At 70.9% G+C, this 14,647-nt stretch carries 13 protein-coding genes and 1 tRNA gene; 7 read left to right on the top strand and 7 right to left on the bottom strand.

The features are described 5' to 3' along the window. The first annotated feature begins 110 nt into the window (after nucleotides 1-110). Nucleotides 111-184, top strand: a tRNA-Asp gene (locus ACFVW6_RS06695). Between the two features lie 51 nt (nucleotides 185-235). On the opposite strand, the gene ACFVW6_RS06690 is transcribed toward ACFVW6_RS06695, so the two are convergent. The 3 genes from ACFVW6_RS06690 to ACFVW6_RS06680 are packed head-to-tail and all read right to left on the bottom strand — an operon-like array spanning nucleotide 236 to nucleotide 2,865. Then, complete coding sequence (locus tag ACFVW6_RS06690) at nucleotides 236-1,270, bottom strand: hypothetical protein (RefSeq protein ID WP_378825419.1); 1,035 nt, start codon at nucleotides 1,268-1,270, stop codon at nucleotides 236-238. 9 nt (nucleotides 1,271-1,279) lie between these two features. Further along, on the bottom strand, nucleotides 1,280-2,557 hold the full coding sequence (locus ACFVW6_RS06685; RefSeq protein WP_378825421.1) for a hypothetical protein: 1,278 nt from the start codon (nucleotides 2,555-2,557) through the stop codon (nucleotides 1,280-1,282). Then, nucleotides 2,557-2,865: a hypothetical protein gene (locus ACFVW6_RS06680; RefSeq protein WP_378825423.1), complete on the bottom strand. Its 309-nt coding sequence runs from the start codon at nucleotides 2,863-2,865 to the stop codon at nucleotides 2,557-2,559. Before ACFVW6_RS06680 ends, ACFVW6_RS06685 begins: the two co-directional genes overlap by 1 nt. Before the next feature lie 154 nt (nucleotides 2,866-3,019). On the opposite strand from ACFVW6_RS06680, the gene ACFVW6_RS06675 reads away from it, so the two are divergent. Both ACFVW6_RS06675 and ACFVW6_RS06670 read left to right on the top strand, forming a co-directional pair. Further along, complete coding sequence (locus tag ACFVW6_RS06675; protein WP_378825425.1) at nucleotides 3,020-3,703, top strand: GAP family protein; 684 nt, start codon at nucleotides 3,020-3,022, stop codon at nucleotides 3,701-3,703. Between the two features lie 124 nt (nucleotides 3,704-3,827). Further along, nucleotides 3,828-4,547, top strand: coding sequence for a polyprenol monophosphomannose synthase (locus ACFVW6_RS06670; protein WP_357346340.1), 720 nt, complete (start codon nucleotides 3,828-3,830; stop codon nucleotides 4,545-4,547). Between the two features lie 56 nt (nucleotides 4,548-4,603). On the opposite strand, the gene ACFVW6_RS06665 is transcribed toward ACFVW6_RS06670, so the two are convergent. Then, nucleotides 4,604-5,044, bottom strand: a complete 441-nt coding sequence (locus ACFVW6_RS06665; RefSeq protein ID WP_378825428.1) for a DUF6069 family protein — start codon at nucleotides 5,042-5,044, stop codon at nucleotides 4,604-4,606. Between the two features lie 152 nt (nucleotides 5,045-5,196). On the opposite strand from ACFVW6_RS06665, the gene ACFVW6_RS06660 reads away from it, so the two are divergent. The 3 genes from ACFVW6_RS06660 to ACFVW6_RS06650 all read left to right on the top strand — a co-directional run bounded on the left by ACFVW6_RS06660 (nucleotide 5,197) and on the right by ACFVW6_RS06650 (nucleotide 7,584). Then, nucleotides 5,197-5,748, top strand: coding sequence for a hypothetical protein (locus ACFVW6_RS06660; RefSeq protein WP_378825430.1), 552 nt, complete (start codon nucleotides 5,197-5,199; stop codon nucleotides 5,746-5,748). A gap of 80 nt (nucleotides 5,749-5,828) precedes the next feature. Beyond that, complete coding sequence (locus tag ACFVW6_RS06655; RefSeq protein ID WP_378825432.1) at nucleotides 5,829-6,386, top strand: copper chaperone PCu(A)C; 558 nt, start codon at nucleotides 5,829-5,831, stop codon at nucleotides 6,384-6,386. Beyond that, complete coding sequence (locus tag ACFVW6_RS06650) at nucleotides 6,379-7,584, top strand: Dyp-type peroxidase (protein ID WP_378825435.1); 1,206 nt, start codon at nucleotides 6,379-6,381, stop codon at nucleotides 7,582-7,584. Before ACFVW6_RS06655 ends, ACFVW6_RS06650 begins: the two co-directional genes overlap by 8 nt. 34 nt (nucleotides 7,585-7,618) lie before the next feature. Here ACFVW6_RS06650 and ACFVW6_RS06645 read toward each other — a convergent pair whose 3' ends face one another. Together ACFVW6_RS06645 and ACFVW6_RS06640 are read right to left on the bottom strand one after the other, a co-directional pair. Continuing rightward, complete coding sequence (locus ACFVW6_RS06645) at nucleotides 7,619-9,037, bottom strand: 1-acylglycerol-3-phosphate O-acyltransferase (RefSeq protein WP_378825437.1); 1,419 nt, start codon at nucleotides 9,035-9,037, stop codon at nucleotides 7,619-7,621. Then, on the bottom strand, nucleotides 9,037-11,466 hold the full coding sequence (locus ACFVW6_RS06640) for a glycerol-3-phosphate 1-O-acyltransferase (RefSeq protein ID WP_378825439.1): 2,430 nt from the start codon (nucleotides 11,464-11,466) through the stop codon (nucleotides 9,037-9,039). Before ACFVW6_RS06640 ends, ACFVW6_RS06645 begins: the two co-directional genes overlap by 1 nt. 193 nt (nucleotides 11,467-11,659) lie before the next feature. Between ACFVW6_RS06640 and ACFVW6_RS06635 the strand changes: the two genes are divergently transcribed. Further along, nucleotides 11,660-12,946, top strand: a complete 1,287-nt coding sequence (locus ACFVW6_RS06635; protein ID WP_378825441.1) for a salicylate synthase — start codon at nucleotides 11,660-11,662, stop codon at nucleotides 12,944-12,946. Nucleotides 12,947-12,997: 51 nt separating this feature from the next. On the opposite strand, the gene ACFVW6_RS06630 is transcribed toward ACFVW6_RS06635, so the two are convergent. Next, nucleotides 12,998-14,617, bottom strand: coding sequence for a (2,3-dihydroxybenzoyl)adenylate synthase (locus ACFVW6_RS06630; RefSeq protein WP_378825444.1), 1,620 nt, complete (start codon nucleotides 14,615-14,617; stop codon nucleotides 12,998-13,000). Between the last annotated feature and the right edge of the window lie 30 nt (nucleotides 14,618-14,647).

Raw genomic sequence — 14,647 nt, 5'->3', positions numbered from 1 at the left:
TCGTTGACATTGACGTCAATGTCAACGCTCGGTCGACCGGCCCACCTGCACGATTACCGCCCGAACGCTTCCACGGGGTACAGTCCACCCTCGTTGTAGCGATACATCACGGCCCTGTGGCGCAGTTGGTTAGCGCGCCGCCCTGTCACGGCGGAGGTCGCGGGTTCGAGTCCCGTCAGGGTCGCAACGAGATCCCCTCATCGATCATCGGTGAGGGGATCTCGCGTTTCCGGGGTCAGCGGCGGTGGTCGATGCTGGTGATGCGGTAGCGCCCGGGGGCCACTTCGGCGGTGCGCATGGTCTGCTGGATCTTCTCGATGGCGGTGTCGCCGGGCCACTGCTGCTGCACGGTGACATTCCAGACGGTGGGGTCGGTGGAGTCGGCGCGGGTGATGTGGATGCAGTACTTGACACCGGTCGGGAAGGTGGAAATGCCTGCGGCCAGGGCTGATTCGTCGCCGACATGGGCGTCGTCGGTGACGTAGGTGCGGGCCTTGGCGGCGTCGCGGTCGACGTAGTAGCTGTACTCGAAGCCGAGGATCGCGCCCTGCGGGGTGGCGGTGTCGCCGCGTTCGGCGCTGATCGTGATGGACTGGCTGCGGAAGGATTCGCAGCCGGCTACCGCGTGCGCGGGCAGGGGCGGAACGGTGGTCGCGGTGGATCCCGTTGTCGGCGAACCGGACACGGACGCCTGTTTCGCCGCGACCGGTTTGTCGCCGGAGCCGAGGAAGATGTTCGCCGCCAGGCCGAGTACGACCACGAACACGAGCGCGCCGACGATGCCCTTCACCGCGGCGGCGGCTTTCGCCCGGCCGTTGGGGTCGTCGTAGCGTTCGTCGTCGTACTTCTTGCGCGGCCTGCGCGCGATCGGCCCGCCACCGCCGAAGTCCTTGAGGCGCGGCAGGACCGGCATCTCGACCCGGTCACCGCTCTGTTCGGTCGCGGTGGCGGTCGCCCAGTCGTTCCAGTCGACATCGTCGGTGCGCTGCGGAGCCTCCTCGGCGGGCGCCTCGTCGTTCCAGTCGTTCCAGTCGCCGGTGAACCCGTCCTCCTCGGCGGCGGTGCGATAGATCGGCTCGGTCGGCGCGGTGGCGAGCACGCCATCGGCCTCGTCGTAGTGCTCCGGCTCCGGCGGCGGCCACGTCTCGGGATTGGTGCCGATGGTCTGCGGTTCGGCCTCGCGCCGCCGCCTGCGTCGCCGTTTGCCCTGCGGACGACGGCGCGCCGGATCGGCGGGCGAGGAGAAATAGGCCCCGAACGGATTGTCCATCCGGTGCCCTTACGCGGTCGCCGGGACGACTCCCGGCTGCCCGTGCTTGGGCGCGGCCGACGGACGCTCGCTCTCCTGATCCTGTTGCGGACGGCTCGCCGGCGGAATCACGCCGGTCTGACTCGGCTGCTGCTGCGCGGGCGCGGGCGCGGCGGGTGCCTGCTGAGGCTGCTCGACGACCGGTGACTGGCCCGAGGGCGCCGGTGTCGACGGGGCCGCGGGGGCGGGCTTGGTCGACGCGCCGTTGTTGTTGTTCGACGGCTCCGGCTTGGTGGTGGTGTCGCCGTTGCCGAGCCCGGCGAACAGGCCGCCGGAGTTGCCGCCGCCGTTGGTGGACGGTGTGGTGGGCGACGGTGTCGTGGTGGCGGGCGTGGTCGCGGTGCCGTCGGTGCCCGTGCCGGTGACATTCGCGGCGAGGGTGTCGATGCCGGTGGTCGCCAGGTCGGCGCCCGCGTCGATGCCGTGCATCGCGACCTCGGCGATCTTGTCGATCAGGTGCGTGCCGAAGGTGACGCCCGCGTCGATCGCCGCGGTGCCCAGCGCGACGCCACCGTCGATCAGCGCCTCCTGCAGCGCGATCTGGGCCGCCGTCGCCGGATCGGTCGTGGTGGTGGTGTCGGTGTCGATGGTGTTCGTCGACGTGCCGCCGGTGCCGAGGACGTAGACCCCCGGCGACACCTCGACCGCGCCCGGCGGCACGGTGACGCCGTTGGTGCCGCCCAGATCGGAGGTGAGCTCCTTGGTGTTGCGGGTGTGCTCGTCCATCTCGGTGCTCGCGGTCCCGACGACGGTGACGGCCTCCTGGATCGCCTCCTCCGCGAGCTCGACGATCGCGTCCAGGTTGTTGCCGTTCACCGCGGGCGCGGCGGCCTTCGCCTTGGCGCGGAAGTCGGCGATGATCGCGTCGACCTTGGCCGCCGCGGTGGACTGGGTCGAATGCGCCTGGCCGAGCAGGGTACTGAGTCGCTGGCCGCGGTCGGCGGCCGCGGACACCTCGGTCGCGGTCTGGCGCAGGGCCGGGGTGGCCGGTGCGGCGGTGTCGGTCGACTCGAGCGCGTACAGGCCGAGCCGGTGCGGGTCCTCGGTCGCGCTGGTCGCGGTGCTCGCGGTGGTCAGCGCGCTGACCACGGTGGCATCGGGGTCGGCGGAGGTGTTGGAGCCCAGCGATTTCCGCAGTTCCAGCAGTGGCACCTCCAGCAGCGCGACCACCGGCGCGATCTTCGCCTCGGCCTCCTCCTGGGTGATCGTGCTCAGTGTGGTCTCGGTGACCAGGGATTTCGCGCGCATCACGCCACCTCGCTCTCGATCGCGACCAGGTCGCCGGCCAGCCCGGTATCGACCCCGGTGACATCGGCCCCGTACCGATTCAGGATGTCCTGATACGCGGTGACCAGATTCCCCGCGGTGCTCAACGTAGACGCGTGCGCTCCCGCGGCCGCCGTCCACGCGGCCGCGAATTCCTTCCCGAGCATCCCGAGCCCCGACAGGTCCACCTCCGACGCCGTCGTCGTGCTGGTCGCCGCTTCTCCGAGTAGATCCGCGACCCGAGCGGCAGCGCGCTGATACGCGTCGAGCGCTGATGGGTCGAATGACATTTCCGCCACGATGCTCTTCCCCTTCACGATCGCGGGTGCTCGTCGGGCACTCCCGGCACGAAAAGCGTAACGAGATCGGCGCGGTTGTGGGTGGTACTGGGTCGGACCCACCGACCGGGACACGCGTGGCGCGGCGAGTAGGGTCGCGGGGGTCATGGGTGTCCTGTTGATCACGTTGCTGGGGTTTGCGGTGGTCGACGCGCTGGATGTGCTGTTGGTGGCGATCACGACGGCGGTGGTGGCGGACAGTCGGCTGGCGCGGCGGTCGCCCGTGGTGGGTGGGCTCAGTTTCCTCGGTGGCGTGTTCGCGGTGTCGGTGGCGTTCGGGATCGCGACGGTGCTCGGGATCGATTTCCTGGTCCGGTTGTTCGACTTCGAGCTGACGCCGGTGCTGCGGTACTGGGGTGAGTTGCTGATCGGTGTGGTGCTGATCGCGGTGGCGGCGTTGCCGATGGATACGACGATGAGCGGCGGCGGGCGCTGGGTCCGGCCGGTGCGGAAGTATCCGTGGCTGATGGGGGTGGTCGGGGTCACGCTGGGGCTGGCGAAGGTGCCGACCTCGGTGCCGTACCTGGCCGCGCTGGCGCTGGTGTCGGCGCAGCGTCCGCTGCCGGTGGTGTGGCCGTTGATCGTGGTCGTCTATTGCGCGATCGCGCTGCTGGTGCCGCTGGTGGTGCTGGCGCTGGCCCTGCGCACGACCCCGCGCGCCCGTCGGGTCTACCGGCTGCTGGTGCGGTGGATCACCCGCTACGGGCCGCCGGTGGTCCGGGTGTTGTTCGTCGTTTTCGGCGTCGTCCTGGTGGTCGACGCGCTGGTCCACGCCCGCCAGCTGTGGTGACGCGGCCACGGCCGCTCAGGTTCGCGTCAGGTCGATCGAGTACGGTCATAACGAATCGATGACATGCTCGCGCGCCCGTTCGGTGGGGCGCGGGGCGTAACCAGGTGAGCAGGGAGGGCGACCCTTGAGGGTTACCGTTGTTGTGCCGACCTACAACGAGCGGGAAAATCTGCCGGTGGCGGTGGAGCGGCTGACGGCACTGCCGGTTCCCGATCTGCACGTGCTGGTGGTGGACGACAACTCACCCGACGGCACGGGCGAGGTGGCCGACAAACTGGCCGCCGAGCTGCCGAACGTGGTGGGCGTGCTGCACCGCACCGAGAAGGACGGCCTCGGCCGCGCCTACATCGCGGGCATCACCAAGGCCCTCGACGAGGGCGCCGACGTGGTGATCCAGATGGACGCCGACCTGTCGCACCCCGCCGAGGTGATCCCGGCCATGCTGGAGAAGCTGAGTTCCGCCGATGTCGGCGTCGTGCTCGGCTCCCGCTACGTGCCCGGTGGTTCGACCGCCGCGGAGTGGAAGTGGTACCGCAAGGCGCTCTCGGCCTGGGCCAACTTCTACGTGAACCTGATCCTGCGCCTCGGCGTGAAGGACGCGACCGCCGGCTTCAAGGCATGGCAGGCCGACACCCTGCGCGCGATCGACGTGGCCTCGATCCGCAGCAACGGCTACTCGTTCCAGGTCGAGATGAACTACCGCGCGATCAAGAAGGGCTACACGATCGCGGAGGTGCCGATTCGCTTCGAGGAGCGCACCCTCGGCGCGTCGAAGATGAGCCTGAAGGTGCAGCTGGAGTCGGCGCTGATGCCGTGGAAGCTGCTGTTCGGCCGCTCGGTCTAGGACATACGGCGAAGGGCCCCACCGGTTTTCCGGTGGGGCCCTTCGCCATCCTCGGACTACCGAGTGGTGATGCTGCGACGCACGCCTTCCAGCGCGACCACGATGACCGGCACCAGCACCACGTGCATCACCGACAGCGCGATGGTGGAGGCGGTGTCGAAGTCGGCGTCGACGGTCATCGCGATCGTCGCGATCGACAGCAGCGATCCGACGACCGCCGCGACCCGCAACACCCCGGTCCACAGGTAGGACACCAGCACGGCGACGGTCAGGCCGATCAGCAGCGGCACGGTCGACATGAAGATCACGCCGCCGGGAGCGACGTCCATCACCTTGCCGCTGTCGGTGGTGATGAAGGATCCGCCCGCGGCCGCGCCGATGCCCCAGACGATCAAGTTCGCCACGACGGCGGCGACCACGCCACCCAGGACGGCGACGGGCCGGTTCAGCGCGGGCAGGGTCAGCGAGCGGGTGGCGGAGGCGGTGGTGGTGGTCATGATGTGCTCCCTCATTCGGTGGTGAGACAATCATCAAACCTAAACAATCCTTGAGGTCAACCCCGCATTCGAATTCTTTTCGCCGGATCGATGAGACGCTGGTCATACGCCCTGCGCCCGGTTACTACGACAGTTGGTCGTAGCATGGCGGGGTGCGCTCACCGACGGATCACACCGCGCGCTTTCGCGGCGCCGCGGTGGGTGCCGCCTCGGGTGTGGTCGCCGTGCTCGCGCATGGACTGGGCGGTGCGACCGCGGTTCCCGGCGGAGCGTCGGTGACGCTGCTGCTCGCCGCCTGCGCGCTGATCGGCGTCGTCGCCTCGGCCCTGCCGCGCGGGAACACGCCGCTGGCGACGATGGCGGTGCTCGCCGCCGGCCAGGGCATCGGGCACACCGCGCTCTCGCTGGGACACGCCCAGCATCACCACACCTTCTCCGCCGCCATGCTGCTCGCCCACCTGGTGGCGATCCCGGTGGGCGCGCTCGCGATCCGCGCCGCCGAGGTCGGGGTGCGCCGGGCGATCACCAGCGTGCGTCGGCTGGTCCTCGTGCTGGATGGGGTGTCGTCCCCGTCCGCGCGGCCGATTCCACTACCCCGCGCCGACGATCGCGCGGTGCTGCGGCAACTCCTCCTGCGACCCGGAATCGGGCTGCGCGGTCCGCCCGCCGACGGCCACCTCACCCTTCACCCCGTTCCGGCGTAGCCGCCGAAATCCGCCGTAGCCGCGGATGATTCGCCGTGCCGGTCCGGGTTCTCACCTCACCCGATGATCGGAGATCTTTCGTGTCCGTATTCCCGCGTACCCACCTGCGTTCGCCCCGCGCCGCCCGTCGGCTCGGCGCCGCGACCGCGCTGTCCGTCCTCGCCGTCTTCGCCACCGCCTGCGCCGATTCCGAGCCGACGCCCGCACCCGCCGCGGCCGGTGACCGGGTCACCATGAGCGATCAGTGGATCAAGGCCGCCGACTCCGGTATGTCCGCCGCCTTCGGCAATCTGCAGAACACCGGTGACGCGCCGGTGACCCTCGTCGCCGCGACCAGCCCCGCCTCGGACCGGGTCGAGATCCACGAGGTGGTCCCGGACAGCACCGGCGCCAAGACCATGCGCCCCAAGGCCGGTGGCATCACCATCCCCGCGCACGGTGAGGTGACGCTGAAGCCCGGCGCCGAGCACCTGATGTTCATGGACCTGAAGCAGCCGCTGCGCACCGGCTCGGAAACCTCGCTGACCCTGACCTTCGCCGACGGCTCGAGCACCGTCGTCACCGCGCAGGTGCGCGACTTCGCCGGCGGCAAGGAGAACTACGCGCCGGGCACCGAGAACTCCTCGCACGGTGGCTGATCCGCAGCCCAAGCTCTCCCGCCGGCGGTTGCTCGGCGGGGGAGCGGCGGCGGTCGGCGTGGTCGGCGCCGCCGGGATCGGCTGGGGTGCCGCCGGACTCGCCGAGCCGGAACCCGAACGAGACGACGCGCTCGAGGTCGTCCCGTTCTACGGCACGCACCAGGCGGGCATCGAGACGACGCCGCCCGGTCACGTCGCCTTCGCCGGCTTCGATCTGGCGCCGGGCGTCGGCCGCGAGGACGTCATCGGCCTGCTCCGGATCTGGACCGACGACGCGTCCCGGCTCACCCAGGGCCTGCCCGCGCTCGCCGACACCGAGCCCGAGCTGGCGGTCCGGCCGGCGCGCCTGACGATCACGGTCGGTTTCGGTCCCGAGCTGTTCACCGCCACCGGCCTGACCGCGCGTCGGCCGAGCTGGTTGCGCCAGCTGCCGCCGTACGCCATCGACCGGCTCGAACCCGCCTACACCGGCGCCGACCTGGTCCTCCAGGTCTGCGCCGAGGAGGCGACGACGGTCGCGCACGCGGTGCGGGTGCTGTCCAAGCACGTGAAGTCACTGGTGACGGTGCGCTGGGTGCAGCGCGGTTTCCGGGACGCGCCGCGCGGGCAGACCATGCGCAATCTCATGGGCCAGGTCGACGGCACCGTCAACATCGCCCCGCGCACGGTCGACTTCGACCGGCTGGTGTGGGACGACGGCACCTCGGCGCCGTGGCTGGCGGGCGGCACCTCCCTGGTGCTGCGCCGCATCGCCATGGACCTCGACACCTGGGACGAACTCGACGCCGACGGTCGCGAACTGACCGTCGGGCGCCGGGTGGCCGACGGCGCCCCGCTGACCGGCACGGCCGAACACGACGAGCCGGACCTGGCCGCCGTCGACCGCAACGGCATCCCGGTGATCCCGCCGTCGTCGCACGTCGCCAGGGCCCGGCACACCCATGACGGGGAGCGGTTCCTGCGCCGCGGGTACAACTACGACGAGGCCCCGGCCCCGGGACAGGTGTCGAATTCGGGCCTGCTGTTCGTCGCCTGCCAGCGCGATGTCGCCGCCCAGTATCTCCCGGTCCAGGCCCGGCTGGCGGAGTTCGACGCGCTGAACGAATGGACGACCCCGGTCGGCTCGGCGGTCTTCGCCCTCCCGCCCGGCGTCCCCGGCCCCGGCCACTACCTGGGCCAGCAGCTGTTCGAGGGCTGAGGCCGAGTCCGGCCGGGCACCCACCCGGCCGGGCTCAGCCTGCCTGCGGCCAGTCCAGCAGGGTGTTCTCGAACAGTCGGCGGACGCCTTCGACCTCGTCGTCCATGTCGGCGGGGTCCCAGCCGGAGACGTCGATCGGCGGCAGCACGGCGACGTCGACCAGGCCCGAGCGGGCGATCGGTGAATCGCGCCAGGCGATCTCGCCCGCATTGCGGATCACCACCGGGATCACCGGGACACCCGCCTGGATCGCGATGTGGAAGGCGCCCTTCTTGAACGGGCCGACGCCGGGGGTATAGGACCGGGTGCCCTCGGGCGCCACGGCGATGGACAGCCCGTCGCGCAGGGTCGAGACCACCGGCGCCAGCGCGGCCTTGGCGCGTTCGGTGTCGGTGCGGTCGATGAAGGTGACGCCGACGAACCGCATGAGCGGGCCGAAGAGGGGATGGTTGGCGAGTTCCTTCTTGCCGATGCCGGTGACCGCGCCGTCGAGCACCTTGGGCACGATGATCACGTCGAACTGGCTCTGGTGGTTGAACAGGAACACCGCAGGGCGGGGGGAGCGGGCGTGCTCGGCCCCGACGACCCGCAGTTCCACGTCGATCGCCGCGAGGGTCGCGGTGGTGGCGTCGTGCATCAGCCCGTCGGCCATCGATTGCCGCTTGCGGGTGTAGGTCTTGCGCAGCACGCCGACCAGCGCGCCGCCGAGCAGCGCGGCGAATCCGGCGACCGTGCGCAGATAGTCGATGGGCTTGGGCGCGAGCCGGGGACGGAACGTCAGCGCGGGCCAGCCGCGGTCGGTGGCGATCCGCGCGAGTTCGGGGTCCGGATCGACGACGGTCGGGATCTCGGCCAGGTCGAGCAGGGTCAGATCGGTGATGCTGTCGGCGTAGGCGTAGCCGATCTCCACCTCCGCGGCGGCGGCGAATTCGGCCACCGCCTCGGCCTTCTCGACCCGCCACAGCGGCGCGCCGTCCGGCTGTCCGGTCACCAGCTCGTCGCGCACCGCCAGCTGCGTGCACAGCACGTGCTCGATGCCGAGCCGCTCGGCGGCGGGTTGCACCTGGAAGCGGGTGAGTTCGCTGACCAGCACCACCGTGTGCCCGGCCAGCTGATGCGCGCGCACGAGCTGCCACGCCTCGGGGAACAGCCGCCCGTAGATCTCCCGGCGGAAAGCGCTGCGGCCCAGCTCTTCCAGCTCGGCCTCGGACATCCCGGCCCAGGTCCGGTCGACGGCTTGCAGGAACCGCCCGAAGTCGCCGTCGCCGCCACCGCGCCGGATACCGCCGAGCAGCGCGGCCCGGCGGGCGTCACCACGGCGCAGCACCCGGCTCGCCAGGCCGCGCCGGGGCAGTCCGTCGACGACGGTGCCGCCGAAATCGAAGACGGCGGCGACGCCCGGTCCCTGCTGACCCGTTCTGATCGCGGCGACGGCCTCGGCGAGGGTGCCCATCAGATCGTGGTCCGGTTCGACGGGTCGAGACTGGCCGCGCGCGCGATGCGATCGCCGAGATCGCGCAGGCGTTCGGCGAATTCCAGTCTGCGCGCGGTCAAGTCGTCCTCGGCGCCCTCGGCGGCGGGTCCGATGAGGCCGTGATTGGCGGCCAGTTTCCAGGCGCTGGTGAACAATTCGGTCGACACCGATTCGGGGCTGTGCAGCCGCTGTTGCAGCAGCATCTGTTTGCCGACGGCCACGCACTCGTCGATGAACTCCTTGCGATCGATCGTCGCGTCGGCCGGGCGCGCGGCGAGTCGTTCGGCCACCACGAGCTGCGCGTCGAAGAACGAGCGCAGCACGCGATGGGCCATCACGAAGCCGGAATCGGTGAGGGCGCCGAGGAATTGGCGATCCAGCCGGTCGTCGGGGGTGTTCTCGTCCCATTCCGGCACGATCAGCCGCACCTCGTCGATGATCTGCTCGGCGAACTCCTGGCGCTCGGGGAAGAAGAACTCGAACTTGAGCAGGTCGCGCAGCGCGAAGGCGGCCTTCCACGCCGAGCGCAGCGGATCCTCGCCGGGTTCCTCGACGGCGGTGAGCGCGGCCAGCTCGAGGATCGCGCGGTTGACGAACCAGTGCACCGCGCTGTTGCGATAGAACGCGGCCTCCAGGTGCGCACCGGGTTCGATCGCGTAGACCGGTTCCAGCCCACCGCGATACACGGTGACCACGCCGGCCAGCGCGAGCTGTTCGAGGACGACGCGCAGACCCTGTTCGTCGCGCAGCGTGGACAGCTCGCCACTGGGCAGGCCGCGCTGGGCGATGTAGCCGAGCACCGGATCGACCACCGTGCGCACCTGCCTGAGGGTCAGCGCGCGCTCGTGCACGCCGAGCAGGGCCAGGGTGACCAGTGCGTTCACCGTGATCGGGGTGACCGCGTTGATCCCGACGGCGACGTCGAAGGCCAACCGCTGCACCGCTTTGCGCTCGGTCTCGCTCAGCGCCGACTCGTCGGGGACGCTGGTCGCGCCGGTGGTGGTGTCGCGCAGCGGGATGGTCAGCGGACGCTGGTCCATCGGATCGCCGTGCGCGCCGAGCCGTTCCCGCGCCGAGAGCGGTTCGCCGAACCGCACGTACACCCGGCCCGCCGAATGCTGCTGGCTGCGGACGTATCTGGCGAGCCAGCCGATACCCTCCGGCTTCTTCTTGCCGCCGGATTGCTCGCTCGCGATCGCCCCCAGCTCGTTGAGCCGCTCGTAGGTGATCGACACCGGCACCAGCAGCACGTCCTCGACCCGACGCGAACGCACAGCGGCGGCAAGGTAATTCAGCAGGCCGTAGCGCGGCGGGCGCAGCTTGCCGGTGCGGGTGCGCCCGCCCTCGAAGTACCACTCCATGTTGAAGCGCTTGGCCAGCAGATAGGCGAAGTACTCCTCGACGACGGCCTTGTACACCTCGTCGTCGCCGAAACTGCGGCGGATGAACACCGTTCCGGTGCGCCGGGCGATCGGGCCCATCGGCCAGAAGTTCAGGTTCGCGCCGCCGATCACGTGATTGGGCGGGAAGTCGTTGCGCGCCAGCACGTCACCGAGGACGAACGCGTCGACGTAGGACCGGTGCGAGGGCAGGAACACCAGCGGGTACTTGCGGTTGAGCTTGCGCAGCGCGTCCAGGCCGTGCAGGTCGGTGTCGACCTTCCAGGTCGAGGCGTGCACCGGCCGCATGGCCTGGGTGAACAGGTCCGAGACCAGCCTGCTCTGCGCGGCGACGAGTTCGCGCAGCGCCTTCTCCGCGTTGCGGTACACCTGGTCGGGCTCGGAGCCGATCTCCTCGGCGATGTAGTCGAGTTTGCGCTGGAACTCGGGGGAGTCGAGGATCTCCTCGGCCACCAGCTGCGGCACCTTGTAGCGGTCGCCGATGACGGTGCGTTCGGCCCGCTCCAGCGCGACGACCGCCGCGCGCACCACCGACCGCGCGAACGGATCGGCCGTGCCGGCGCGCAGCAGAGCGGCGGCCTCGGGGTTGTTGGTGCGCAGTTCGCTGAGCCGGGCGGGCGCGCCGACCAGCACCCGGTGCCGGTCGGGTTCGGTGCGCAGCAGCCTGCGCTGGACCAGCCGATTGGGCTTGCGCGGGTTGGTGAGCAGGGCCAGATCGGCGAAGGTGACCCGGCGGACGCCGTCGCGCTCGGGCGGTAGCCACAGCACCCGGACCGGGACGACGAGCGGGTCGTCGTGCCTGCCGACCAGGCGTTTGGTGATCGCCTTCGCGTCGAGGTCGAGCTGGGTCACCGGAGCATCGGAGCCGATGTCGCGGGCCAGGCCGCCCTCGGCGATCCAGTTGCCGATCAGTTCGCGTTCGACGCCGGAGGCCGCGTCGACCAGGGCGACCACCGAGTCCGCCCCGGATCCCGTTCGCGGGCCGCGCCGCCCACCGATGTCGATCATCCCTCCATTCAAGCGGCAGATCCGCCTCGGCGCACCGAACTTGGGCTACCGCGCGTTGCGACGGCCGATCGGGGTGGCCTAGGTTACCCAATACTGGTCTGGCCAACCGACGAGGTAATGCTAACCTAACCCGAGAAAGTTAGGTCAGCATTACCTTGGAGGATCGTTGTCGTCGACGGAGCAGCCCGTACGGGTGGAGTATGTGACCGATCCAGCGGCAGCGATGGCCCGCCTGGCCGCGGCGGACCGTTTCGGTGAGTACGTGATGTACGAGCAGCCCGGGGAATGGGTGTTCGCCGCCGATCCGCTCGGCAGTGTGGAACTCGACGCCGGTGAGCTGCGCACGGTCTGGGGCGGGCGGACCACCGCGCGCGCGTGGACGGGCAGCCCCGCGCAGGTCGTCGACGCCGCGCTGGCCGAGCTGCCGCTCGACGGCCGCAACGCCTTCGGCTGGATCGGGTTCGAGTTCTGCGCCTACTCGCTGGACGCCACCCGCTACCTGAACCAGCGGACCCCCCTCGCGCACCTGATGATCCCGCGGATCGAGGTGCGCATCGACGCCGCCGGCGTGCGGATCAGCGGCGCCACCCCGAACGAGGCCTGCGATATCCACGACCTGATCGCCGCGTCGCAGGGCACCGACCTGCCGGTCGCGCACCCGGTCGACGTGCGCCCCGACCCGACCGACTACCAGGGCCGCGTCGCCGACGCGGTGGCCGAGATCCGTTCCGGCAGCTACCAGAAGGTCATTCTGTCGCGCAAGGTCGCGCTGCCCTTCGCGGTCGACGTGCCGGGCACCTATCGGCTCGGCCGGGCCAACAACACCCCCGCGCGCTCGTTCCTGCTGCGTCTCGGCGGGCTGGAGGCCGCCGGGTTCAGCCCGGAGCTGGTGGCCTCCGTCGACGACGATCGCATCGTCACCACCGAGCCGCTGGCGGGCACCCGCGCCTTCGGGCTCGGCGCCGCGGCCGACGACGCGGCCCGCACCGAACTGCTCGCCGATCCGAAGGAGATCGTGGAGCACGCGATCTCGGTGCAGACCTCCTTCGCCGAGATCACCGCGGTGGCCGTGCCCGGCACCCCCGCCGTCTCCGACTTCATGGCGGTGCGCGAGCGCGGCAGCGTGCAGCACCTGGCCTCGACCGTGCGCGGCACCCTCGCCGCCGACCGGACCAGCTGGGACGCGCTCGAGGTGCTGTTCCCGTCGGTGACCGCCTCCGGCATCCCCAAGCGCGAGGGCGTCGACTCCGTCTTCCGCAACGACCACGACCCGCGCGGCCTGTACTCCGGTGCGGTGGTGTGTGTCTCGCCGACCGGTGCGCTCGAGGCCACCCTGGTGCTGCGCGCCATCTACCAGACCGGTGCGGGCGCGTGGCTGCGCGCCGGGGCGGGCATCGTCGGGCAGTCGCGGCCGGAGCGCGAGTTCGAGGAGACCTGCGAGAAGCTGGGCAGCGTAGCGCCCTACGTCGTCAAGGCTTGAGACAGCAGAACGGCGGCTCACCTTTCGGTGGGCCGCCGTTCTGCGTTCCGGTCAGCCGTGCAGCGCGCGCAGGGCTTTCTTGTCGATCTTGCCGACCGCGGTGATCGGGAGTGCGTCCGCCTGGCGGACCACGTCGGGCAGCTTGTAGGTGGCCAGGCCGCGCTCGGTGAGGAAGGTCTTGATCTCGCCGAGGCTGGGCAGCTCGCCCGTGACGACCAGGACGACGCACGCCTTCTCGCCGAGCGAGGCGTCGGGCAGGCCGACCGCGGCCGCGTGCCGGACGGCGGGGTGGGCGAGCAGGTGCTCCTCGAGCTCGTCGCAGGAGATGTTCTCGCCGCCGCGGTTGATCACGTCCTTGATCCGGCCGCTGACCACCAGGTGCCCGCTGGGCAGCTGCCGCACGAGATCACCGCTGCGGTAGTAGCCGTCGGGGGTGAAGGCGCGGGCGTTGTGCTCGGGCGCGCGGTAGTAGCCGCGCAGCGTGTACGGGCCGCGGGTGAGCAGTTCGCCCTCCTCGCCGGGCGCGACGTCGTTGCCGTCGGCGTCGACGACGCGCAGTTCGTCGGCGGGGGAGAGCGGGCGGCCCTGGGTGGTGTAGACCAGCTCGTCGTCATCGTCGAGGCGGGTGTAGTTGAGCAGGCCCTCGGCCATGCCGAACACCTGCTGGAGGCGGCAGTGCAGCGCGGGCTCCACATCGCGGGCGTTCACCTCGGCCAGGCGCGCGCCGCCGACCTGCAGCAGGCGCAGCGAGCTCAGGTCGGCGTCCTCCCATTCGACCGCGGCGCTCCACAATTGGGCCAGCGGCGGGACGACGGCGGTGACGGTGACGCCGTGCCGCTCGATCGCGGCGAAGGCCGCCTCCGGGCTCGGGTCGAGGGTGAAGGCGATCGCGCCGCCGGTGGCGACGACACCGAGGATGCCGGGGCAGGCCAGCGGGAAGTTGTGCGCGGCGGGCAGAGTCGCGAGGTAGACGTCGTCGCTGGTGAGTTCGCAGACCGCCGCGCTGGCGGTCGCGTTGTAGGCGTAGTCGTCGTGGGTGCGGGCGATCAGCTTGGGCAGGCCGGTGGTGCCGCCGGAGACCAGCATCAGCGCGATCTCGGACGGGTCGACCGTCGGCAGCGACGTGCCGTCGGTCGCGATCGAAGCCAGCGCGGTGAACTCGCCCGGATCGCCGGCGACGAGGACGTGGCGCAGGCTCGGGACGGCCGCGCGCACCGTGGCGGCGAGCTCGCGGTAGTCGAAATCGGCCAGAGTGTCGGGGATCAGGTAGGCCACGGCGCCGGCGAGCGCGGCCAGGTGCTCGATCTCGGCGCGGCGGTGCGCGGGCAGCGTCAGCACCGGGATGATGCCTGCTCGCAGCAGGCCGAACAGGGCGGTGGCGAACTCCGGGATGTTCGGCAGCTGGACGACCACCCGGTCGCCGGGGTTGATGCCGAGCGCGAGCAGGCCGTGCGCCATCCGGTCGGCGGCGGCGTCGAGTTCGGCGTAGGTCCGCGCGCCCGTGTCGGTCAGGATCGCGGGCCGGTCCGGCCCGCTGCGGGCGGAGTCGCGCAGGAGGTCACCGAGGGTGCGCCCGGTCCAGTAGCCGTCGGCGCGGTACTGCTGTGCGGCGGCCTCGGGGAAGGGGACGAAGCCCTCGCGATGGTCTGCTGCGGCTGATGTCGACGTCACGTGCTGCCTCGCTGCTCTGGCCGGTAGTGC

Origin of the sequence: Nocardia sp. NPDC058244 (assembly GCF_042882065.1) — a bacterium.
In the GTDB taxonomy this organism is placed as follows: domain Bacteria; phylum Actinomycetota; class Actinomycetes; order Mycobacteriales; family Mycobacteriaceae; genus Nocardia.
This window is presented reverse-complemented; position numbering and strand designations above follow the sequence as displayed.